The sequence below is a fragment of the Rhizobium rosettiformans genome (assembly GCF_016806065.1).
Lineage (GTDB): Bacteria > Pseudomonadota > Alphaproteobacteria > Rhizobiales > Rhizobiaceae > Allorhizobium.
In genome coordinates this window covers 1,473,202-1,494,619 of record NZ_CP032405.1, presented here as the reverse complement: position 1 = coordinate 1,494,619, position 21,418 = coordinate 1,473,202, and the positions used below count along the sequence as shown (strand labels likewise).

20 protein-coding genes and 1 riboswitch are annotated in these 21,418 nt (G+C 60.7%); of the genes, 5 read left to right on the top strand and 15 right to left on the bottom strand.

Features of this window, described 5'->3' with window-relative positions:
• Positions 1 to 17: 17 nt before the first annotated feature.
• Genes D4A92_RS07030 through D4A92_RS07020 form a run of 3 tightly spaced genes read right to left on the bottom strand, consistent with a single transcriptional unit; the run spans position 18 to position 3,381 of the window.
• Positions 18 to 1,235: an SAM-dependent methyltransferase gene (locus D4A92_RS07030; RefSeq protein WP_203018959.1), complete on the bottom strand. Its 1,218-nt coding sequence runs from the start codon at positions 1,233 to 1,235 to the stop codon at positions 18 to 20.
• A complete protein-coding gene (locus D4A92_RS07025; RefSeq protein ID WP_006725283.1) occupies positions 1,232 to 2,026 on the bottom strand; it encodes a DUF1365 domain-containing protein in 795 nt (264 codons plus the stop codon). The genes D4A92_RS07030 and D4A92_RS07025 overlap by 4 nt, the downstream gene beginning before the upstream one ends.
• On the bottom strand, positions 2,023 to 3,381 hold the full coding sequence (locus D4A92_RS07020; RefSeq protein ID WP_203018958.1) for an NAD(P)/FAD-dependent oxidoreductase: 1,359 nt from the start codon (positions 3,379 to 3,381) through the stop codon (positions 2,023 to 2,025). Before D4A92_RS07020 ends, D4A92_RS07025 begins: the two co-directional genes overlap by 4 nt.
• Before the next feature lie 241 nt (positions 3,382 to 3,622).
• On the opposite strand from D4A92_RS07020, the gene D4A92_RS07015 reads away from it, so the two are divergent.
• From D4A92_RS07015 to D4A92_RS06995, 5 genes are read left to right on the top strand one after another with little or no spacing between them, the layout of a single operon-like run.
• Entirely contained in the window at positions 3,623 to 4,192 is a 570-nt protein-coding gene (locus tag D4A92_RS07015; protein ID WP_006725285.1) for a sigma-70 family RNA polymerase sigma factor, read from the top strand.
• On the top strand, positions 4,189 to 4,866 hold the full coding sequence (locus D4A92_RS07010) for a ChrR family anti-sigma-E factor (RefSeq protein WP_006725286.1): 678 nt from the start codon (positions 4,189 to 4,191) through the stop codon (positions 4,864 to 4,866). Before D4A92_RS07015 ends, D4A92_RS07010 begins: the two co-directional genes overlap by 4 nt.
• Before the next feature lie 39 nt (positions 4,867 to 4,905).
• Positions 4,906 to 5,307, top strand: a complete 402-nt coding sequence (locus D4A92_RS07005) for a DUF2177 family protein (protein WP_203018957.1) — start codon at positions 4,906 to 4,908, stop codon at positions 5,305 to 5,307.
• A 39-nt stretch (positions 5,308 to 5,346) separates the two neighbouring features.
• The gene (locus D4A92_RS07000) at positions 5,347 to 6,360 is read left to right on the top strand and encodes a ligase-associated DNA damage response exonuclease (RefSeq protein ID WP_203018956.1); all 1,014 of its coding nucleotides are present in this window, start codon (positions 5,347 to 5,349) and stop codon (positions 6,358 to 6,360) included.
• Between the two features lies 1 nt (position 6,361).
• Positions 6,362 to 7,975 carry a cisplatin damage response ATP-dependent DNA ligase gene (locus D4A92_RS06995; protein ID WP_203018955.1) on the top strand — a complete coding sequence of 538 codons (1,614 nt, stop codon included), beginning with the start codon at positions 6,362 to 6,364 and terminating at the stop codon, positions 7,973 to 7,975.
• Between the two features lie 18 nt (positions 7,976 to 7,993).
• On the opposite strand, the gene glpK is transcribed toward D4A92_RS06995, so the two are convergent.
• From glpK to D4A92_RS06935, 12 genes are all read right to left on the bottom strand, one after another.
• The gene (gene glpK, locus D4A92_RS06990) at positions 7,994 to 9,487 is read right to left on the bottom strand and encodes a glycerol kinase GlpK (RefSeq protein ID WP_203018953.1); all 1,494 of its coding nucleotides are present in this window, start codon (positions 9,485 to 9,487) and stop codon (positions 7,994 to 7,996) included.
• An 81-nt stretch (positions 9,488 to 9,568) separates the two neighbouring features.
• Positions 9,569 to 11,287: an ABC transporter substrate-binding protein gene (locus tag D4A92_RS06985; RefSeq protein WP_203018951.1), complete on the bottom strand. Its 1,719-nt coding sequence runs from the start codon at positions 11,285 to 11,287 to the stop codon at positions 9,569 to 9,571.
• 83 nt (positions 11,288 to 11,370) lie between these two features.
• Entirely contained in the window at positions 11,371 to 11,652 is a 282-nt protein-coding gene (locus D4A92_RS06980; protein ID WP_203018949.1) for a DUF2160 domain-containing protein, read from the bottom strand.
• Positions 11,653 to 11,662: 10 nt separating this feature from the next.
• On the bottom strand, positions 11,663 to 12,481 hold the full coding sequence (locus tag D4A92_RS06975) for a carbohydrate ABC transporter permease (protein WP_203018948.1): 819 nt from the start codon (positions 12,479 to 12,481) through the stop codon (positions 11,663 to 11,665).
• A gap of 11 nt (positions 12,482 to 12,492) precedes the next feature.
• Positions 12,493 to 13,359 (bottom strand): carbohydrate ABC transporter permease, encoded by an 867-nt coding sequence (locus D4A92_RS06970; protein WP_006725294.1) that lies wholly within the window; start codon positions 13,357 to 13,359, stop codon positions 12,493 to 12,495.
• Positions 13,360 to 13,362: 3 nt separating this feature from the next.
• Positions 13,363 to 14,433 carry an ABC transporter ATP-binding protein gene (locus tag D4A92_RS06965; RefSeq protein ID WP_203018947.1) on the bottom strand — a complete coding sequence of 357 codons (1,071 nt, stop codon included), beginning with the start codon at positions 14,431 to 14,433 and terminating at the stop codon, positions 13,363 to 13,365.
• A gap of 11 nt (positions 14,434 to 14,444) precedes the next feature.
• A complete protein-coding gene (locus tag D4A92_RS06960) occupies positions 14,445 to 15,524 on the bottom strand; it encodes an ABC transporter ATP-binding protein (RefSeq protein ID WP_203018946.1) in 1,080 nt (359 codons plus the stop codon).
• Between the two features lie 48 nt (positions 15,525 to 15,572).
• On the bottom strand, positions 15,573 to 17,084 hold the full coding sequence (gene glpD, locus D4A92_RS06955) for a glycerol-3-phosphate dehydrogenase (protein ID WP_203018945.1): 1,512 nt from the start codon (positions 17,082 to 17,084) through the stop codon (positions 15,573 to 15,575).
• A 91-nt stretch (positions 17,085 to 17,175) separates the two neighbouring features.
• Complete coding sequence (locus D4A92_RS06950) at positions 17,176 to 17,964, bottom strand: DeoR/GlpR family DNA-binding transcription regulator (RefSeq protein WP_006725298.1); 789 nt, start codon at positions 17,962 to 17,964, stop codon at positions 17,176 to 17,178.
• A 73-nt stretch (positions 17,965 to 18,037) separates the two neighbouring features.
• A complete protein-coding gene (locus tag D4A92_RS06945; RefSeq protein WP_246754040.1) occupies positions 18,038 to 19,033 on the bottom strand; it encodes a FecCD family ABC transporter permease in 996 nt (331 codons plus the stop codon).
• Between the two features lie 68 nt (positions 19,034 to 19,101).
• Complete coding sequence (locus D4A92_RS06940; RefSeq protein WP_246754039.1) at positions 19,102 to 20,076, bottom strand: ABC transporter substrate-binding protein; 975 nt, start codon at positions 20,074 to 20,076, stop codon at positions 19,102 to 19,104.
• Positions 20,077 to 20,096: 20 nt separating this feature from the next.
• A complete protein-coding gene (locus D4A92_RS06935; RefSeq protein WP_246754038.1) occupies positions 20,097 to 20,891 on the bottom strand; it encodes an ABC transporter ATP-binding protein in 795 nt (264 codons plus the stop codon).
• Positions 20,892 to 21,093: 202 nt separating this feature from the next.
• Positions 21,094 to 21,324, bottom strand: a riboswitch (cobalamin riboswitch).
• Positions 21,325 to 21,418 lie beyond the last annotated feature (94 nt).

Here is a 21,418-nt window from a genome sequence, read left to right as displayed (position 1 = left end):
TGTGGAAACCCTGACGTTCAGGCTGGCTTGTCCAGCCTGAACTGCACGACGTCGATGCGACCGAAGCGGAAGCCAACCGCGCAATAGTGCAGATAGAGGCGCCACATGCGGTAGAAGCGCCGGTCGAAACCGAGCGGCTCGATCTTCTGCCAATTGGCCGTGAAAGCGCTGTCCCAGGCAATCAGAGTACGGTCGTAATCGCGGCCAAATCGGAAGCGATCGCCGACCTTCAGGCCTGCAGCCTCAGCGCCCCGCTCGAAAACGGTCACGGAGGGCAGCATGCCGCCGGGGAAGATATAGGTCTGGATGAAATCAGCGCTGCGGCGATAATAGTCGAAGCGGCTCTCATCAATGGTGATGGTCTGGATCAGCGCCTGCCCGCCGTCGACCAGCAGGTTCTGCACGGCCTTGAAATAGACCGGCCAGTTTTCTTCACCCACCGCCTCGAACATCTCGATCGAAACGATCTTGTCGTATTGCCCGCGACAATCGCGGTAGTCTTCGAGCCTGATGTCGACCTTGTCGGCGAAACCGGCTTTTTCAAGCCGCTCGCGCGCAAACTTCGCTTGCTCTGTCGACAATGTCAGCCCTGTGACCCGGCAGCCGGTCTTGCGGATCGCATGTTCGGCGAAGCCGCCCCAACCGCAGCCGATTTCCAGGACATGATCCTCGGGACCGATCTTCAGCTCGTCGACGATGCGGGCGTATTTCGCCTCCTGCGCATCGGCAAGGCTCATGCTGGGTGCGCTGTAGAGCGCGGAGGAATAGGTCATGGTGCGGTCCAGCCACAGGCCGTAGAACGCATTGCCGAGATCGTAATGATAGGCGATATTTCGCCGGCTACCCTTCTTCGAGTTGCGGCGCAGCTTGTGCCGCAAGCGGGCGAGCGTCATGAAGATGGAGGAAGACGCCAGAACGCGGCCGAGCTGTGCCTCATTGGCGAGGGCGAGTTCGAGCACGGCGCCAATGTCGGGCGAGTCGAGATCGCCATCGATATAGGCCTGAGCAAAACCGAGAGTGCCATTCGTTAGTATCCGAAGGACCGGGCTCGCATTGCGGACACACAAGACGGCATTCGGGCCAGGGTTTGCGCCGATCGCGACATGTTCGCCATAACCTTCGAACTGAAGTGTCAGGCGGCCCACGGCAATCCGGTCGGCCCAGCGGCACATCATGCGCTGCCAGAATGTGAGAGAGCTAACCACAGGGTGCATTTCCTGCTCAGCGTGACTCATGACTTGTTCATCCCATTCTGCACGACGATCGTTGAGGCTATCTTGGCTGCGGCTGGCTTGTGTCGGTAGATCGGAACGCCCTTCCACCAAAGCTTCAACGCCTCCCAGTGAATGCCCCCCATCACTTTGAGGGTCATCAAAGGATACTTCAGCAACATGTGCAACAAACCTTTGTCTGACAAAGGACGGCGCCGGCCGGAAAAAGTTGCAAACAAAAGTGGCCCTTCCGGATCGCTCTCGCCGATGTTGATGGCCACATCATCCGTCGGCGGGCTGATACGGAAATTGTATTGGCAGTTCATCGGCATGAATGGCGAGACATACATCTCCTTTGCGCAACTATGGCGCAGGATACCGTTCTCTTCGGCCTCGACCGGGATCACATAGGTGTGGCGCTCGTTGAAGGTGTTGCAGACCTCGTAGAGGACTGCGGCAAGCTCACCTTCGGCGCGATAGCAGAAAAACACCGTGATCGGATTGAAGACATAGCCGAAGATCCGGGGGTAGCAGAGCATATGGATCTTGATGCCATCAGCCTCCACTCCGGCCGCGGCCAGGCGTTCCTCGACCCAGGCTCTCAGTTCGCCGGTTCGGCCATTGCCGTGGTCGGCATCATGCACCGAATAGAGTGCGGCCTTGTTGTAACCGAACAGACGCAGGCTTTGGTTCAACTTGTCGATCTCATCCAGGTCGACCAAAAGCGAAAACACGCTATAGCGCAGGCTGTGCTTCTTGGGCCGACTGCGGGCATGCAGCACATGCCCGGCATAGATTGCAGAGTTCAGCTTCATTCCGCCGCCTCAAGCTGGCGACCAATCACGATGCGACCCGATTCATTTTCAACCGACCAGGGACGACGGACGCCGCCGAGCGCTTCGGCGACGGCGAGCCCCGCCTGCAGGCCATCCTCATGAAACCCGCTGCCGAAATAGGCGCCGCAGAACCACGTATTGCGGCGGCCCTGAAGCTGCCAGATACGGCGCTGGGCGCGAATTGCGGCCACATCGAAGAGCGGATGTTCGTAGTTGAACGTCTTGATGATCTTGGCCGGATCGATCGGACGGCAGGGATTGAGCGTGACGAAGAGAGGCGTTGCCGGATCCAGCGACTGCAGCTTGTTCATCCAGTAGGTGACGCAAAGAGTTTCGCCGGAACCCGCCTGTTTCTCCGCCACATAGTTCCAGCTTGACCAGACCGACTTGCGCTTCGGCATCAAAGTCTCGTCCGAATGCAGAACGGCGAGATTCGGTGTGTACTGGAAGGACTCGAGGATCTCGATCTCCTCACTGTCAGCGTCCTCCAGAAGATCGATGCTCTGGTTTGCATGGGTGGCGAGAACGACGTCATCAAAGACTTCCACGCCTCCATGCACGTCGGTCACCTGAACGCCGGCAATGCCACGGCGGACACCCGTGACAGCCGTACCAAGGCGCACTTCGCCGCTGAAATCGGCAAGAATGCGGGCTACATATTCGCGGCTGCCGCCCTTCACCGTGCGCCACTGCGGACGGTCCTTGAGCACAAGCAATCCATGGTTTGCGAAGAAGCGGATGAAGGCGTGCAGCGGATAAAGCCGCATCTCCGAGGCCGTGGTCGACCAGATTGCAGCGCCCATCGGCAGGAGATGATCCTCGATGAAGGAAGGCGAATAATCGGCGGATGCGAGATAGTCGCCGAGCGACACGCCTTCGAGTTCACGACGCTCGAGAAGGCGGGGGGCTTCCTTGTAGAAGCGCAGAACGTCCTTCACCATGCGCCAGAAGCGCGGACGAAAGATATTCGACTTCTGCCCCAAGAGCCCCGAGAGCCCCGAACCCGAATATTCGAAGGCGCCACCGCCGAGAGAGGCGGCAAAAGACATGTTCGACGGCAGGGTTGGCACATCGAGATGCTCGAAAAGCTTCACGAGATTGGGGTAGTTGCGGTCGTTGTAAACGATAAAACCAGTGTCGACGGGGATGTCTTTCTGGGCGCCGGGCGCGATCACCGTATTCGAATGACCGCCCGGGCGGCTCTCTGTTTCATAGAGAACGACATCGGCGCTTTTTGAAAGCAGCCAGGCGGATGAGAGGCCCGAAACCCCCGATCCGATGACCGCGATCCTGCGTTTACCGCCGGATGCGGCCTTCGTCTTACCAGTGTCCATTTCCCGCCCTTTGCCACGTATGCAATTCAATCTGTTTGTCGCTGATTACGCAAAGCAAATCTCAATGGATTGATCGCAGCGAATAAATTCACAGGCAGTGATCCGAGCCGAGAACCGCGGCGTAGACCGCTGCATGATGAACGCGATACACATCTCGGCAGATGCGTGCCACAATGACCCCGGGCGAAGTGCACGGCAAAAGGTCGTTGCGTCGCTCAAACGAGGGAAAAAAAGCGTTTCGATGACCGAGTCGGTGGAAGAACTGGACCAGCGTAACTTCTCGCAGCTTTTGGCCGCCGTCGGCCGCGATAGAGACATCGAAGCCTTCGAGACGATTTTCAAGTTTTATGGTCCGAAGGTGCGTGCCTATATGGCGAAACTTGCCCGTGACGGGCAGGCGGCTGAAGAGCTGATGCAAGAGACGATGCTTGCGGTCTGGAACAAGGCCGAGCAGTTCGACCCCACAAGAGGAAATGTCTCGAGCTGGATCTTCACCATCGCCCGCAACCAGCGCATCGACGCCTTCCGCCGCGAAAGACGGCCGACTTTCGACCCGTCCGATCCGGCCTTCGTGCCAGACGACGTGCCGCCGGCCGATGTCGAATTCGAAGGCAAGCAGGAGGCTGATCGCCTTCGCCGCGCCATGGAAACCCTACCACCCGAACAGCTCGAACTCCTAAAAATGTCATTCTATAGAGAAGCATCCCACAGCACGATCGCGGCCGAACTCGGACTGCCGATGGGGACCGTGAAATCGCGTATCCGCCTCGCTTTCGCAAAGCTGCGCGCAGCATTGGAGGAGCGGGCATGACCCTCCACGTTCAACACCACATCAGCGACGAGCTTCTGCTCGATTATGCGACAGGAAACCTGGCCGAAGGCTGGAGCATTGCCGTTGCAACGCATCTGGCGCTATGCCCGTCATGCCGCGACCGCCTTTCCTTTATGGAGCATACCGGCGGTCAGTTGCTCGAGGCGACCGAGGTGACCGCCGAGGATGCACCCGCGACAGACAGCTGGTCGGCCATGAAGGCGAAGCTCAAGTCGCAGGGGACGGCGCGGCTCGCTGCGGCCAAGCCTGTTGCCACGCCGACCGACCTTCCGGTCCTTCCAGAGCCGCTGCGCTCCTATCTCGGCGGTGACGTCGAGGCTCTGAAATGGAAGGCACTCGGCCGCGGCGCCTATCATATCCCGATCAAGACGGGTGATACGGAGAGCCAGGTTCGCCTGCTGAAGATCCCAGCCGGCAAGCCGGTGCCCGAACACTCGCATGGTGGGCGTGAGCTGACGCTGGTGCTCAAAGGCGCCTTCACCGATGGTGAGACCGTGTTCAAGCGCGGCGACATCGAAGAGGCCGACGAGACCTTGACTCATCAGCCTGTGGCGACGCCGGACGAAGATTGCATCTGTCTTGCGGTCACCGATGCGCCGCTGAAGTTCAAGAGTTTTCTTGTCCGACTGGTTCAGCCGGTTCTTGGAATTTGATGGATGGCCGGGCGATGCCCGGCCTGAGGGGGAAGACATATGCCTTACGTGATTGCCTATATCTCTACGGCCGTTGTGTTTTTCGCCATCGACTATCTCTGGCTGACGCGGATTGCGATCGGCTTCTATCGCGAGCATATCGGCGCCCTTCTTCTGGCAACCCCAAACTTTGCGGCCGCCGGGATTTTCTATCTCTTCTACGTGGTCGGACTTGTCTATTTTGCGGTCATGCCGGCCGTGTCTGCCGGCAGCCTCTTGACAGCATTGTTCAACGGGGCGCTCCTTGGGCTTCTGGCCTATGGCACCTATGACATGACCAATCTCGCCACGCTGAAGGGCTGGTCGCTGCAGGTCAGCCTCGTTGACATGGCCTGGGGTGCATTTCTCTCGGCAACCGCTTGCGCTGCAGGTTATCTCGCCGTTTCGCGCTTTACGCAGTGAGTGCTGGAAGGGCGTCTTCGGGCGCCCTATGTTCACGGCATGATCAAGCCGGACCTTCTTCTCCATCCAACACCGGGCGGGCTTTATTGTCCGCCGGGTGATTTTTTTGTCGATCCGGTGCGGCCTGTCGATAGGGCGCTGATCACCCACGGACATTCTGACCACGCCCGCTCCGGCCACACACACGTTCTCGCCACGCGCCAGACCCTCGACATCATGGCGATACGCTACGGCGAGGACTTTTGCGGCACATCACAGAGTGCGACTTTCGGAGAGACGATATCGGTCAATGGCGTGACCGTTCGCTTTCACCCAGCCGGCCATGTGTTGGGCTCCGCGCAGATCGAGATCGAAGCGCAGGGCACACGCATAGTCGTTTCCGGCGACTACAAGCGTGGCGCGGATCCGACCTGCGCGAGTTTCGAGCCGGTGCCCTGCGACGTGTTCATTACCGAAGCGACCTTCGGCCTGCCGGTGTTCCACCATCCAGACCCACGCCTCGAGATCCAGAAGCTGCTGACCTCTCTGCAGCAATTTCCGGAACGCAGCCACCTGATCGGGGCTTATGCGCTTGGCAAGGCACAACGCGTGATTTCACTCATTCGGCGCGGCGGTTACGACAAGCCGATCTACATCCACGGCTCGATGGCGCGGCTCTGCGACTATTACACCGAACAGGGCGTGGAACTCGGCGAGCTTCGCCCGGCGACGACCGAGGACAAGAAGTCCGGCGCTTTCAAGGGCGCCGTGGTGATCGGCCCGCCCTCGGCCTTCAACGACCGCTGGGCTCGGCGCTTCGAGGATCCCCTCGCCATCTTCGCATCCGGCTGGATGATGGTGCGCCAGAGAGCCAAACAGCGCGGCGTGGAACTGCCGCTCGTCATCTCCGACCACTGCGACTGGCCGGAACTGCTGGATACGATCCGCGAGGTCGGCCCTCAGGAGGTCTGGGTTACCCATGGCCGGGAGGAGGCGCTGGTGCGTTGGTGCGAGCTTGAGGGTATCAAGGCGCGACCGCTGCACCTTGTCGGCTACGAAGACGAGGGAGACTGAGATGAAGGCCTTTGCCCGCCTCCTCGATCGCCTCGTGCTGACACCCAGCCGCAACGGTAAGCTGACGTTACTGGTGGATTATTTCCGGCAGACGCCTGATCCTGACCGTGGCTATGCGCTGGCCGCGCTCACCGAAGGTCTCGACATCAAGGGCGTGAAGCCGGCGCTGCTGAAGGAATTGGTGCTGGAGCGGATGGACCCGATCCTGTTTCAATATTCCTATGACTACGTGGGTGACCTCGCCGAGACCATCTCGCTGGTATGGGAGCCGCAGACGCTTGAGGCCGAGGACGAGCAGGATTTCGAAAGCCTGTCAAAGATCGTCGAGCGCCTGCAACGTCTGGGGCGCAACGAAACACGCGCCGTCATGCGCGATCTCTTCGACCGGCTGGACACGTCGGAGCGGTTCGCGCTGATCAAGCTCGTCACAGGGGGGCTCCGGATCGGGGTCTCGGCGCGGCTGACGAAACAGGCGCTGGCACTCTATGGCGACAAAGACATCGTCGATATCGAGGGCCTCTGGCACGGGCTGAAGCCGCCATATACGGAACTGTTCGCGTGGCTGGAGGGTCGGATCGAGAAGCCTGTCCTGTCGACGCCAGCGATTTTCCATTCGGTGATGCTCTCCACACCGATCGAAGACAGGGATCTGCCCAATCTCGATCCAAACGACTTCGCTGCCGAATGGAAGTGGGACGGCATTCGCGTGCAGCTCTCCTGCTCCGGAGGCAGGAGCCGGCTCTATTCGCGCTCGGGCGACGACATCTCCAGCGCCTTCCCCGATATCGTCGAGGCGGCCCAGCTCGAGGGCGTGATCGACGGGGAATTGCTCGTCGGTGGCACCTCGCGGACCAATGCGCCGACGCGCACCTTTTCCGATCTCCAGCAGCGTCTCAATCGTAAGACGGTGACCGCCAAGATGCTGGAAGATTATCCGGTCTTCATCCGTGCTTACGACATCCTGTTCGACGGTGATGTGGATGTGCGGCCCGAGACCTTTCTCACACGCCGCGAGCGGCTGAGCGCACTGGTCGAGCGGCAAGAGCCGCGCCGGTTCGATCTGTCGCCGCTCGTCTCCTTCTCGACCTGGGAAGAGCTGGAGCAACTGCGTGCCACCCCACCTGATCCTGTGATCGAAGGGGTGATGCTGAAGCGGCTGGATAGCAGCTACCAGGCCGGGCGCGCCAAGGGGCCGTGGTTCAAGTGGAAACGCGACCCTATGAATGCCGATGCCGTGCTGATGTATGCCCAGCGCGGGCATGGCAAACGCTCCAGCTACTATTCGGACTTCACCTTCGGGGTCTGGACGGCGATCCCCGGCGAAGGGGATGTGCTGGTCCCAGTCGGCAAGGCTTACTTTGGCTTCACCGATGAGGAACTCGAAGTGCTCGACCGCTTCGTGCGCAACAACACGGTGGAGCGCTTCGGCCCGGTCCGGAGTCTTCGGGCAGAACCCGAGCATGGCTTTGTCGTCGAGGTGGCCTTTGAGGGGCTGGCGCGGTCGACCCGGCATAAATCCGGGATCGCGATGCGGTTTCCCCGCATCGCGCGTCTGCGTCAGGACAAATTGCCCAGGGATGCCGACCGGTTGGAGACGCTGGTCGCGATGCTCTGACGCCTAGCGTCTCCGGAGCTAGCGCGTGGTCAGGCAGCGAGAAACGCTGTCCTGCCAGCCGGCGATGGCTGCTTCCCTGTCGGTCACATCCATGCCTGGCTCGAAGCGACGATCGCGCTTCCAGGTCGCGGCAAAGCCCTTCTGGTCAGGCCAGAGGCCGGCGCGGGAGCCGGCAAGCCAGGCGGCTCCGAGAACCGTTGTTTCCAGCACGACAGGACGATCGACGGGGGCTGCCAGGATGTCGGCGAGGCGTTGCATCGTCCAGTCCGACGCCACCATGCCGCCATCGACGCGGAGCACCGTCTTCGACGCGCTGCCGTTCCAATCTTTCTTCATCGCCTCCAGGAGGTCATGGGTCTGGTAGGCGACGCTTTCGAGCACGGCACGAGCGAATTCGGCCGGGCCTGTGCCACGCGTCAGGCCGAAGATCGCGCCGCGGGCATCGGCATCCCAATGCGGCGCTCCAAGACCGGTGAAGGCCGGCACGAGGTAGACGCGCTGATGCGGATCGGCCTTGCTGGCGAGCGCGTCCGTTTCCGAGGCGACCTTTACGAAGCCCATCTGGTCGCGCAGCCACTGGACGGCGGCACCGGCGATGAAGATCGAGCCTTCGAGGGCGTAGGTTGTCTCGCCATTCAAGCGATAGGCGATGGTGGTTAGCAACCGGTTCGATGAGGCGACGCGGTCCGGTCCGGTGTTGAGAAGCGCGAAGCAGCCCGTGCCATAGGTCGATTTCATCATGCCGGGCTCGAAGCAGGCATTGCCGATGACGGCAGCCTGCTGGTCGCCGGCAACGCCGAGGATCGGGATTTCGGCGCCGACTACGGCCGCATCCGTGATTCCGAAGTCGTCGGCACAATCCTTGACCTCCGGCAGCATGGCGCTCGGGATTTTCAGGATCGAGAGGAGTTCATCGTCGAAGCGGTTTTCGCCGATGTCATAGATCAACGTGCGAGAGGCATTGGTCGCGTCGGTCGCATGGACCTTGCCACCGGTCAGTTTGTAGATAAGCCAACTATCGACCGTGCCGAAGCAGATCTCGCCCTTTTCGGCGCGGGCCTTCAGGCCATCAACGTTCTTCAGGAGCCAGGAGAGCTTGGTGCCGGAAAAATAGGGGTCGAGCAGCAGGCCGGTCTTCTCGGTGAAGAGTGGTTCCAGGCCCTTATGCTTGAGTTCATCACAGTAACGGGCCGTGCGGCGGTCCTGCCAGACGATGGCACGGTGTACCGGCTGACCGGTCTCTCGGTCCCAGACGACGACGGTTTCGCGCTGGTTGGTGATGCCGATCGCGGTCACATCGCCGATCTTGATCTTGGCGGCGGCAACCGCCTTTTCGATGGTGGCAAGCACAGTCTGCCAGATCTCGTCCGCATCATGCTCGACCCAGCCGGAATCCGGGAAATGCTGGGTGAACTCCTGCTGGGCGACGCCGACGATATGCATCTCGTGATCGAAGATCATCGAGCGCGTCGAGGTCGTTCCTTGGTCGATGGCCAGAATGTAACCGCTCATTACGGCGAAACTCCTTAAGTGAAGAAGCCGGGGCGTAGTTGGCGCCCCGGCAATTGTCAATTCAGCGGCGATCGCCGGTTCTTACTGCCAGCTCTTGACGAGCTCGTCGTAGTTGACCGTCATCGGCTGTTCTTTTTCGTTCTCGATCTTCAGCTGCGGGGCGATATTGCCCTTGGCAACAGCATCGGCATTCCACTCTTCGAGGGTCTTTTCCTCGGCGAGCTTCGGACCGATATCGCCCTGGACGCCAGCGCGTTCGAGACGCTCGAGCACCTTTTCCTGCTCGGCGCAGAGCGAGTCCATGGCTTCCTGGGCAGTCTTGGCGCCCGAAGAAGCGTCACCGATCGCCTGCCACCAGAGCTGAGCCAGCTTCGGATAGTCAGGAACGTTGGTGCCGGTCGGCGACCACTGCAGACGAGCCGGCGAGCGGTAGAATTCGACCAGACCGCCAAGCTTCGGAGCGCGCTCTGTGAAGGAGGCGTGATCCAGGGTCGACTGACGGATGAAGGTGAGACCGACATGGCTCTTCTTCACGTCGATGGTCTTCGAGGTGACGAACTGTGCGTAGAGCCAGGCGGCCTTGGCACGATCTTCCGGGGTGGACTTCATCAGCGTCCAGGAACCGGCGTCCTGATAGCCGAGCTTCATGCCGTCCTTCCAGTAGACGCCATGCGGGCTCGGAGCGAAGCGCCACTTCGGCGTGCCGTCCTCGTTAACGACCGGCAGGCCTTCCTTGACGAAGTCGGCGGTGAAGGCGGTGTAGGTGAACATCTGCTGGGCGATTTCACCCTGAGACGGTACCGGACCGGATTCCGAGAAGGTCATGCCCTGAGCAGCCGGAGGGGCATACTTCTTCATCCATTCGAGATATTTCTCGATGGCGTAGACGGAGGCCGGACCGTTGGTGTCACCGCCGCGGGCGACGCAGGAGCCGACCGGGCGGGAGTTTTCGTCGACCTTGATGCCCCATTCGTCGACCGGAAGGCCGTTCGGGATGCCCTTGTCGCCGTTGCCGGCCATGGAGAGCCAGGCATCGGTGAAGCGCCAGCCGAGCGACGGGTCCTTCTTGCCGTAGTCCATATGGCCGAAGACCTTCTTGCCGTCGATTTCGCGACCGGTGAAGAATTCGGCGATGTCTTCATAGGCCGACCAGTTGACCGGAACCCCGAGGTCGTAGCCGTATTTTTCCTTGAAGTCGGCCTTGTTCTTCTCGTCGTTGAACCAGTCGTAGCGGAAGAAGTAGAGGTTGGCGAACTGCTGGGTCGGCAGCTGGTAGAGCTTGCCATCCGGAGCGGTCGTGAAGGACTTGCCGATGAAGTCTTCAATGTCGAGGGTCGGGCTGGTGACGTCCTTGCCTTCGTTCGCCATCCAGTCGGTCAGGTTGCGAACCTGCTGATAACGCCAGTGGGTGCCGATCAGGTCAGAGTCGTTGATGTAGGCGTCATAAATGTTTTCGCCCGACTGCATCTGCGTCTGCAGCTTTTCGACGACGTCACCTTCACCGATCAGGTCATGGGTGATCTTGATGCCGGTGATGGCGGTGAAGGCCGGAGCGAGGACCTTCGATTCATATTCATGCGTGGTGATGGTCTCAGAAACGACCTTGATCTCCATGCCGGCGAACGGCTTCGCGGCATCGATGAACCACTGCATTTCGGCTTCCTGGCCGGCACGGTCGAGTGCCGACATGTCGCCGACTTCGGCGTCCAGGAACTTCTTCGCCGCTTCCATGTCGGCGAAGGCTGCGCCCGTCATAGCCAGAAGCATGGCGGCCGTCGTCGTCAAAAGGTGCTTTCGCATTATGTCCTCCCTAAGGTTGCGATTGCATTCGGTTTGCAGTCTCGAGAATGGCGACCTCCCGCCGCCACCCCGTCTTGTCTGCTCTAGACGTAGCGGAAAACGCCGATGGCGTAGACTACGGAGAGAGCAAGAGCCCACCACAGGTTCGGTCCAACAAGACCGAGCCAAGCGAGATTGATAAAAGCCGACCCGAGCAGCGACACGAAAAGACGGTCGCCACGGGTGGTTTCGAAGCGCAGGATGCCGGTCCGCGGATTGCCGCCCGGGGACAGATACTCCCAGACCGCCATCGACAGAATCAGGCTAAAGATCACGACGAAGAAAATCGTCGTCGGCATCGTCCAGGCCATCCATGTAAAGTCCATCGGAACCTCCTCAGACGCGGCCCAGGGCAAAGCCCTTGGCGATATAGTTGCGGACGAAATAGATGACGAGCGCCCCGGGTATGATCGTCAGCACGCCGGCGGCTGCGAGCACGCCCCAGTCCATGCCCGAGGCCGAGACCGTACGCGTCATGATGGCAGCGATCGGCTTGGCATCCGTCGTGGTCAGCGTGCGGGCGATCAGCAGTTCGACCCAGGAGAACATGAAGCAGAAGAAGGCAGCGACACCGATGCCGGACGCAATCAGCGGCATGAAGATCTTCACGAAGAACTTCGGGAAGGAATAGCCGTCGATATAGGCCGTCTCGTCGATCTCCTTCGGCACGCCCGACATGAAGCCTTCGAGGATCCAGACAGCCAGCGGCACGTTGAATAGGCAGTGTGCGATCGCGACTGCGATATGCGTGTCGATCAGGCCGAAGGCGGAATAGAGCTGGAAGAAGGGCAGTGCAAAGACGGCCGGCGGTGCCATGCGGTTGGTCAGCAGCCAGAAGAACAGATGCTTGTCACCAAGGAACCTGTAGCGCGAGAAGGCGTAGGCTGCCGGAAGGGCAACAGCAACCGCGATCACGGTGTTCATGCACACATAGATGATCGAGTTGATGTAGCCCTTGTACCAGGAGGGATCGGTGAAGATCACCGCATAGTTGGCAAGTGTCGGGTTGACGGGCCAAAGCGAGAAGGCGCCCGTAATCTCCGCATTCGTCTTGAAGCTCATGTTGACGAGCCAATAGATCGGCAGCAGCAGGAAGATGATGTAGATCGTCGGGACCAGAAAGCCGAGATTGGTGCGGTTGTCAGTGCTTTTCATCGGTGCCTCCCTCAGCCCTTCGCGTCACTGTTGGTCATGACGGTGTAGAAAACCCAGGACAGAGCCAGGATGATCAGGAAGTAGATGATCGACATTGCCGCCGCCGGACCAAGGTCGAACTGGCCGACCGCCATCTTGACGAGATCGATCGACAGGAAGGTGGTCGAATTGCCGGGGCCACCACCTGTCAGAACGAAGGGCTCGGTGTAGATCATGAAGCTATCCATGAAGCGCAGAAGGACTGCGATCAAAAGGACGCGCTTCATCTTCGGCAGCTGAATGAAGCGGAACACGGACCAGCGCGATGCGCCGTCAATCTTTGCGGCCTGGTAATAGGCATCCGGGATGGAGACGAGACCGGCATAGCAGAGCAGCACGACAAGGCTCGTCCAGTGCCAGACATCCATCACGATGATGGTGACCCAGGCATGCATCGGGTTCTGCGTGTAATTGTAGTCGAAGCCGAGCGCGTTGAGCGAATAGCCGAGAAGACCGATGTCGACGCGACCGAAGACCTGCCAGATGGTGCCGACGACGTTCCACGGAATGAGCAGTGGCAAGGCCATCAGAACGAGGCAGACAGGAACCCCCAATCCCGTTTTCGGCATGTTGAGCGCGATGAAGATGCCAAGTGGCACCTGGATCGCCAGAATGATCATGGAGAAGATCAGGTTGCGGCCGAGTGCGTTCCAGAAACGGTCGGACGACAGGATGTCGGCAAACCAGTCGGTGCCGGCCCAGAAGAACTGGTTGTTACCGAAGGTATCCTGGACGGAATAGTTGACGACGGTCATCAGCGGGATGACGGCCGAAAAGGCCACCAGCACCAGGACCGGGACGACCATGAACCAGGCCTTGTTGTTCCAGGTTTTTTCCATCGGTCAGCCCTCCATGCCTACGCGCCAGGAATCGGCAAAAATGCCGAGACCTTCGGGGACGAATGTGATGCGGGGATCGGCGGGAATGTCTGCATCTTCGGACACGACGATCGACAGCGACTGATCGGCAAAGCGGGCGCGCACGATCTTCTGGCGACCGATGTCCTCGACCTTGGCGATAGAGACCGGCATGCCTTCCCGCCCGAGGCGGATGAATTCGGGGCGGACACCGAGCTCGATCTTGCTCTGGCCCGAAAGCTTCGGGGCGCCCGGCAGGTTGATCGTCTGGTCGCCGATCACGGCGGTTGCGCCGCTCACCTTGGCCGGCATGACATTCATGCCCGGGGAGCCGATGAAATAGCCGACGAAGGTGTGGCTGGGACGCTCGAAGAGTTCGGCGGGCGTCCCGATCTGCACGATCTGGCCGTCATACATGACCACGACCTTGTCGGCGAAGGTGAGCGCTTCGGTCTGGTCATGGGTGACATAGACCATGGTGAAACCGGACTGGCGGTGCAGGCGCTTGAGCTGCGAGCGCAAGACCCACTTCATATGCGGATCGATCACGGTCAGCGGCTCGTCGAAGAGGATCGCATTGACGTCGGAGCGGACGAGGCCGCGACCGAGCGAGATCTTCTGCTTCTGGTCTGCCGTCAGGCCCTGCGCCTGCTTGCGGGCCATGGGCTGCAGGTCGATCATGTCGAGGATCTCGTTGACCCGCTTGTTCACCTGATCTTCCGGGACATGGCGGTTGCGCAGTGGAAAGGCCAGATTGTCGTAGACGGTCATCGTGTCGTAGACGACCGGGAACTGGAAGACCTGGGCAATGTTGCGGGCGGCCGTCGGCAGGTTGGTGACGTCGACGCCGTCGAACTCGATGCGGCCGTCGGACGGGTGCAGTAGGCCCGAGATGATGTTGAGCAGGGTGGTCTTGCCGCAGCCCGAGGGCCCAAGCAGCGCATAGGCGCCGCCATCGTCCCATTCGTGATGGACTTCCTTCAAAGCATAATCTCCGGCCGCACGGGCAGCGGGGGAGTAGGCGTGGCGGATGTGGTCGAGATTGATGCGTGCCATGACGTTGCTCCTCACGCGGCCATTTCGGCCGGCGCGCCGAGCGCCTTGCCGTCGGCGCCGAACGCCATCAGGTGGCGGGTGTCGATGAAGACATCGATCTCGCGATCGGGATCGATGTCGTGGATGCCATGGGCCAGGCACACCCAGCGGGCCGCGCCGTATTCGACATGGATGAAGCTCTCCGAGCCTGCGATTTCGGAAACCAGCGTCCGCGAGCGCATCGGCAGGGCGCCCGGCAGGGCGGCAAGCAACAGGTGATGCGGGTGGAAGGCGACCGTGACGGGGCCGTCCGCGATCGATGCCAGATGGCCAGGCACCGCCAGAACTGGCTGGCCGTTCAGTTCGAAGCTTGCGCCCCGCTTGACCAGCGCGATGGTGTTGAGCGGCGGATCGGCGAAAGTTTTGGCGGCCAGGAGGTCCAATGGGCGGCGATAGACGTCGATCGTCTGACCGAACTGGGTGATCCGACCTTCGGACAGCGTCGCGGTATTGCCGCCGAGCAGCAGAGCTTCCGAGGGTTCGGTTGTCGCGTAGACGAAAATTGCGCCGGATTCGGCGAAGATCTTCGGGAGTTCTTCGCGCAGTTCCTCGCGCAGCTTGTAGTCGAGGTTGGCAAGCGGCTCGTCGAGCAGGACAAGGGTCGCATTCTTGACGATAGCGCGAGCGAGCGCCGTGCGCTGCTGCTGTCCACCGGACAGGTTCAGCGGGGTGCGATCGAGATAGGGCGTCAGGCGCAAGAGGTCGGCCGCCTTGCGGACCTCGCGATCGATGGTGGCCGCATCCTTGCCCGCAACCCGCATCGGCGAGGCGATGTTTTCGTAGACCGTCAAAGCCGGATAGTTGATGAACTGCTGGTAGACCATCGCGACATTGCGCTTCTGGACCGGCACGCCCGTGACATCCCGACCATCGAAGTGAACGGTGCCCGAAGTCGGCTTATCGAGGCCTGCCATCAGGCGCATCAGGGACGTCTTGCCCGAAAGAGTGGGCCCGAGCAGGACATTGAGCGTACCCCGCTGCAACGTCAGGTCGGTCGGGTGGATGTGATATCCACCTCCCGCCAGTTTCGAGACTTTACGCAGTTCCAACATATGTCCTCGGGCCTCCTCCAAACCGTCGGTCTTTGTCGAGATGGGCGATCAGGCCGCCGCCAGCATCCCCAGATAGGCATCCAGCCCCTTCGCCTCCTCCGGCGTCAGGAACAATCCCTGTTTCGTTCGGCGCCACAGCACGTCTTCGGCCGTGACGGCCCATTCCCTTTCCACCAGCCAGCGAACTTCAACCTCGTATAGCGTGCCGCCGAAGTGGCGACCGAGATCAGCCAAAGACCGGGCCTTGCCCAGAATCGATTTGGAATCCGTTCCGTAACAGCGGATCAAACGCTCGGCGTGCCCTCGCTCCAGGAACGGATAGGCCTTCAGGAGATCGGCAACCGTTGGTTCGAATGCCGTCGCGGCGAAGTCGCCGCCGGGCAGACGACTGCCCGCCGTCCATGGCGTGCCCTTCTGCCCGATCGTCTCACCGATTTTCTCCAAGGCATGTTCGGCCAGACGACGATAGGTCGTCAGCTTGCCGCCGAAGACGTTGAGCAACGGGGCCTCTTCACTCGTCCCTTCGATCTTGAGCACGTAGTCGCGGGTCGCTTCCTGGGCCTTTGATGCACCGTCGTCGAAAAGCGGCCGGACGGCGGAATAGCTCCAGACGATATCCTCGGGGCGGATCGGTTCCTGGAAATACTCGCTCGCGGCACCGCAGAGGTAGTTCACTTCCTCGGGGCTGATCCGGACGTCCTTGGGATCTTCGGTGAAGTCCCGATCCGTCGTGCCGATCAGGGTGAACTCACCCTCGTATGGGATGGCGAAAATGATCCGGTTGTCGGGGTTCTGGAAGAAGTAGGCGCGCGGGTCGGTGAACTTCTTGCGCACCACGATATGGCTGCCCTGCACAAGGCGCACATTGTGAACATTGTTGCGGCCGAAGGCTCCAGCAAGCACCTGGTCGACCCAGGGGCCGGCCGCGTTGACCAGCATGCGGGCCTTGTGGATGACTGTCGAGCCGTCGCGCTGCGACTTCGTCGTGACGACCCAATGGCCATCTTCGCGATGAGCGGAGACAACGCGGTTGCGGCTCAGGATCGTTGCGCCGCGGATCTGTGCATCGCGGGCATTGAGAACCACCATGCGCGCGTCATCGACCCAGCCATCCGAATATTCAAAGGCCTTGGAGAAGACCGGCTTCAAAGGCTTTCCGGCCGGATCACGGCGCAGATCGAGCGTCTTGGTCGGCGGAAGCAGCTTTCGGCCACCGAGATTGTCGTAAAGGAAAAGGCCGAGGCGAATGAGCCAGGCCGGACGGATGCCGCCCTTCTGGAAGGGCAGGACAAATCGCAGAGGCCAGATGACATGCGGGGCCATGGCCCAGAGGACTTCGCGCTCCATCAGCGCTTCGCGCACAAGGCGAAATTCGTAGTGCTCCAGATAACGAAGGCCGCCGTGGATGAGCTTGGTTGCGCCCGACGACGTACCGGAGGCGAAATCGTTCATTTCAGCCAAGGCGACCGAGTAACCACGGCCGGCCGCGTCGCGCGCGATCCCAGTCCCGTTGATCCCGCCGCCGATCACAAACAGATCGTAAATTGGCTGCCCCGACATCGTTCCTCCGTATGTTCGCACCTGCAGCATTTGCTGCTATTGCGAAAGTAGGATTATCTTTTTCGAAATTTAAACGAATGTCAAACGAAAGTTATTCCGCGGCTACATCGCGGTCGACCGGCGCCGTTTCGATGATCCTGACATCGCGCTCGGCGCAGATGTCGCGGATGCTGCTCGAAGGACAGTGATCGGTGATAAAGGTCTGAACCTGCGAGATATGTCCGATACGGACCGGCGCGGTGCGCTCGAATTTCGAAGCGTCGGAAACAAGGATCACATGCCGGGCATTGGCGATGATGGCCTGGGCGACTTTCACTTCGCGAAAATCGAAATCGAGCAGTGCACCATCCTCATCGATCGCGGAGACGCCGATAACAGCGAAATCCACCTTGAACTGACGGATGAAATCCACGGCTGCCTCGCCGACGATCCCGCCGTCAGAACCACGCACCACACCGCCGGCGATGACCACCTCGATCGAGGGATAGACGCGCAAGCGATTGGCAACGTTGATGTTGTTGGTGATGACCATCAATTCCCTGTGGTCAACAAGCGCTTCGCCCACAGCTTCCGTCGTGGTGCCGATGTTGATGAAGAGGGAGGAATTGTCCGGGATCAGGTTGGCTGCAGCGCGGCCGATCGCCTGCTTTTCGCCGGCCGCCATCGAACGGCGTGCTTCGTATTTGACGTTTTCGTTTCCGCTCGGAAAGACGGCACCGCCGTGGATACGGTTGAGGGCGCGTGCGTCGCACAGGTCGTTGAGGTCCTTGCGAATCGTTTGCGGTGTGACTGCGAAGCGCGCGGCGAGCTCGTCCACCAGAACGCGGCCCTGCTCCTTGGCCAGAGTCATGATCTCGGCCTGTCTCGCGGAGAACATCATGCCGCCCCCTCCCCTTATTTCGTTTTTCTTCAGTCTAGGCAAAAACGAAACAGGGGCAATAGGCAGGCTCCAACTATCGCCGTCGCAGGAGAAGAATGAAAGCAAGCCCGCCCACAAGCCCGGTAATTACCCCGATCGGGACATCCTCAGGCGCCATGATCGTGCGCGACACGATATCGGCCAGAATGAGGATGACGGCGCCGGCCAATGCCGAAAGGGGAATGACCCTGATATTGTCGCTGCCGGCGGTCAGGCGGACGAAATGCGGAACCAGAAGGCCCACAAAGCCGATGGCACCCGAAAAGGCGACCATCACACCTGTCAGCAGCGCGGTGATCACAAAGAGCTCCGCGCGGAATCGGGCGACGGGAATACCAAGCGTTGCTGCCGTTTCGTCGCCCATGGCCATGGCGTTGATTTCCCGGGCGCGAACGACAAGGAAGACGAGGCAAACTGAAAGCACCGCCACCGGATAGAGAAGATGCGACCATTGGGCGAGGCCAAGCCCTCCCAGCATCCAGAAGACCACCGTATGAGCGGCGCGTGGATCTCCGAGGAAGATCGCGAGATTGCCAAGCGAGGTCGCCACGAAAGCGATGGCCACACCGGTCAATACGAGGCGATCGGCACCTGCGCCGGTGAAGCGCGTAACAGTGACGACCGCGAGCGTCGCCATCAGGGAACCCACGAAGGCAAAGAGCGGCACCGTGACCAGGCCGAAGATCAGACCGGTATGGAGAAGCGCGATTATCGCACCGAGGGCACCGCCGGAGGAGACGCCGAGCAGATGCGGATCGGCCAGTGGATTGCGCGTCACCGCTTGCAGGACAGCCCCCACCGTTGCGAGGCCGGCACCCACGAGGCCAGCCAGGATGACGCGCGGGAAGCGAACGTCCCACACGATGCTCTCGCGACCGGGCGACCATGTCACTTCAAATGTACCGGGTGCGAGTTTGCTGGCCACGATCGACCAGACAGTGCTGACCGGAATGGGAGCCGAACCCAGGGACACGCCAGCGGTGAGGCAGAGGGCCAGCAGCACGATAGCCAGACCCATCCAGAGAAACATGCGACCGTGCATCATTCTGCCTCGAATTTCGTGCCGGGCGGGACCGGTTCGCGGTCCCGCCTTGCGGATTACATGTTGCGCGGATGGAAGGTGTTTGCGAGCCGCTCGATTGCCTGGACATTGCGCGGCCCCGGTGTTGCCTCAACATATTCCAGCACCACGAAGCGATCCTGCTTGACGGCATCGAGATTCTTGAAGGCCGGGTTTTCCTTCATGAAAGCGATCTTCTGTTCGGCCGTGACATCGCCGTAGTTGACGATGACGACGACTTCCGGATTGCGCTCGATGACCGGCTCCCAGGACACTTCCGTCCAGCTCTTTTCGACGTCTTCCATGATGTTCACGCCGCCTGCGGCTTCGATCATTGCGGTCGGAATGCCGAAGCGACCCGAGGTGAAGGGCTTCTCGGTGCCGGAATCATAGACAAAGACGCGGACCGGCTTTTCGATGCCGCCGATGCGGGTGGTGATGTCGTCCAGTTGCTTGCGGTAGCCAGCAACCAGGGCCTCGGCGCGGTCCTCGACGCCAAAGATCTTGCCGAGGTTCAGCAGGTCGACGAACATGTCGTCCATCGTCGGCTTGTTCTTCGCCATGATATGGATGCAGGACTCCGTCAGCTCGTAGACCTTGATCTTGAAGGGCTCGAGCGTTTCGGGCGTCACCTCGCCGCCAACCTTCATGCCGTAGTTCCAGCCGGCGAAGTAGAAATCGGCATCGGCGTTCAGCAGCACTTCCTTCGTCGGGTATTTCGGCGAAAGCTCCGGCAACTCCTTCACACCTTCCCGCAGCCCCTCATCCAGCGTCTTCCAACCGGAGATCCCGGTGTAACCGACCATGCGGTCCTGCAGTTTCAGGGCCAGCATCATCTCGGTCAGGTTGACGTCATTGGAGATCGCACGTGCCGGAGGGGCGTCGAACGTGACCTCGCGATCGCAGCTCTTGACCGTGACAGGATAGGCGAAGGCCGAGGAGGCGGCGAAGACCGAGGAGGCGGCGAAGACCGAGGCAAAGAGCGTAGCAGACAATAGAAGACGGGAAGCCATATGGGCGGATCCTTTCAAAATCAGGTCAAGGCAAGGGAAAAGGAAAAACGATGGGATCGAGCGCCCTCCGCCTGTTGACGGGCGGCGAGGACACCGAAGGTTCCGGACAGGGCCTGTTCGGTCAAAACAGCTTCCGGTGGGCCGAACGCATTCATCCGGCCGCCATGCATCAGGGCAATATGCGTTGCAAACTCGGCGGCGAGGTTAATGTCGTGCAGGGTCGTGATGATCGTCAGGTTCAAAGCGCCGAGCAGATCGAGGATCTCGAGCTGGTGGCGGATATCCAGATGGTTGGTCGGCTCGTCGAGTATGAGGATTTCAGGCTTCTGCGCCAGCGCACGTGCCACCAGGACACGCTGCTTCTCACCTCCCGACAAGGTCGAGAACTGCCGGTTCGCCAGCCGCAGCAGATCGAGATGATCGAGCGCGTGCTCTGCTTCGGCTCGGTCTTCTTCGCTCCAGCCCGCAAGGCCTTCGCGCCAGGGAACGCGCCCCATCATCACCACGTCGCGGACGGTGAACGGGAAGTCGCCCGGCATTTCCTGCAGAACGACCGCCACCCGACGGGCAAGCTGGCGGGCACTCATCTGCCAGATATCCTGACCGTCGACCTCGACGCGCCCCTCCAGCGGGCTAACACCGCGATAGAGGCAGCGCAGAAGCGTGGTCTTGCCAGCCCCGTTCGGCCCGACGATTGCCAGCCGGTCGCCGGCATCGAGGGAGAAGGAAACGCCTCGGACCAAAAACTGGGATGACTTCGGCCCCCAACCGATATCGGTGACCCGGATCGGGCAGCCCTTGCTGGTACAGCTCATGGGCGGACCTCATCGAACGACGAAACGCCGAGCGTTACGCCATGGCCAAGGCCGATCGCCCGTCCCTGCGCGTCATGATCTGGAAGGTAATGCATGCCGTTCCTCCGCAGGATTTCTCCGGAGGCAAAATGGCGTGTGGTCGGCGCGCCAGGAGGCGCGGCGCAAAAGCCAGTTCGTATCCATCGGAACACCCCGTCCGCTTCGTTCTCTTCACTTGACGGCAGGTCTCCTGGCTCACGGATATGCGCTCTCCATTTGCCTTCCCACGGTGACCCGCAGTGGCCCGGCGCTTTCACGCCGCGAGAATGGACAGCAATCCGCTTACAGTTGCGGGGGCAGCCACGGTCTTGGTCCCTATTGGGTCGTCCTCACCGTGTTCCCTATTAATCCCCTCGGAGTCATCCGGCGGGGAACCGTCACTGCTTGCATAGGACCTGCAGCCCCTGGCGGTCAAGCCTCGATCTTCTTGGTTATGTAATATCGTAACGTCTATAGATCTCAGATTGGGTTGTCTACTGTGAAACAGC

Bases quoted from the DNA above. Each gene is read 5' to 3' on its own strand.
- D4A92_RS07030 (WP_203018959.1), bottom strand. From the start codon at position 1,235: ATGAGTCACGCTGAGCAGGAAATGCACCCTGTGGTTAGCTCTCTCACA.
- D4A92_RS07025 (WP_006725283.1), bottom strand. From the start codon at position 2,026: ATGAAGCTGAACTCTGCAATCTATGCCGGGCATGTGCTGCATGCCCGC.
- D4A92_RS07020 (WP_203018958.1), bottom strand. From the start codon at position 3,381: ATGGACACTGGTAAGACGAAGGCCGCATCCGGCGGTAAACGCAGGATC.
- D4A92_RS07015 (WP_006725285.1), top strand. From the start codon at position 3,623: ATGACCGAGTCGGTGGAAGAACTGGACCAGCGTAACTTCTCGCAGCTT.
- D4A92_RS07010 (WP_006725286.1), top strand. From the start codon at position 4,189: ATGACCCTCCACGTTCAACACCACATCAGCGACGAGCTTCTGCTCGAT.
- D4A92_RS07005 (WP_203018957.1), top strand. From the start codon at position 4,906: ATGCCTTACGTGATTGCCTATATCTCTACGGCCGTTGTGTTTTTCGCC.
- D4A92_RS07000 (WP_203018956.1), top strand. From the start codon at position 5,347: ATGATCAAGCCGGACCTTCTTCTCCATCCAACACCGGGCGGGCTTTAT.
- D4A92_RS06995 (WP_203018955.1), top strand. From the start codon at position 6,362: ATGAAGGCCTTTGCCCGCCTCCTCGATCGCCTCGTGCTGACACCCAGC.
- glpK (WP_203018953.1), bottom strand. From the start codon at position 9,487: ATGAGCGGTTACATTCTGGCCATCGACCAAGGAACGACCTCGACGCGC.
- D4A92_RS06985 (WP_203018951.1), bottom strand. From the start codon at position 11,287: ATGCGAAAGCACCTTTTGACGACGACGGCCGCCATGCTTCTGGCTATG.
- D4A92_RS06980 (WP_203018949.1), bottom strand. From the start codon at position 11,652: ATGGACTTTACATGGATGGCCTGGACGATGCCGACGACGATTTTCTTC.
- D4A92_RS06975 (WP_203018948.1), bottom strand. From the start codon at position 12,481: ATGAAAAGCACTGACAACCGCACCAATCTCGGCTTTCTGGTCCCGACG.
- D4A92_RS06970 (WP_006725294.1), bottom strand. From the start codon at position 13,359: ATGGAAAAAACCTGGAACAACAAGGCCTGGTTCATGGTCGTCCCGGTC.
- D4A92_RS06965 (WP_203018947.1), bottom strand. From the start codon at position 14,433: ATGGCACGCATCAATCTCGACCACATCCGCCACGCCTACTCCCCCGCT.
- D4A92_RS06960 (WP_203018946.1), bottom strand. From the start codon at position 15,524: ATGTTGGAACTGCGTAAAGTCTCGAAACTGGCGGGAGGTGGATATCAC.
- glpD (WP_203018945.1), bottom strand. From the start codon at position 17,084: ATGTCGGGGCAGCCAATTTACGATCTGTTTGTGATCGGCGGCGGGATC.
- D4A92_RS06950 (WP_006725298.1), bottom strand. From the start codon at position 17,964: ATGATGTTCTCCGCGAGACAGGCCGAGATCATGACTCTGGCCAAGGAG.
- D4A92_RS06945 (WP_246754040.1), bottom strand. From the start codon at position 19,033: ATGTTTCTCTGGATGGGTCTGGCTATCGTGCTGCTGGCCCTCTGCCTC.
- D4A92_RS06940 (WP_246754039.1), bottom strand. From the start codon at position 20,076: ATGGCTTCCCGTCTTCTATTGTCTGCTACGCTCTTTGCCTCGGTCTTC.
- D4A92_RS06935 (WP_246754038.1), bottom strand. From the start codon at position 20,891: ATGAGCTGTACCAGCAAGGGCTGCCCGATCCGGGTCACCGATATCGGT.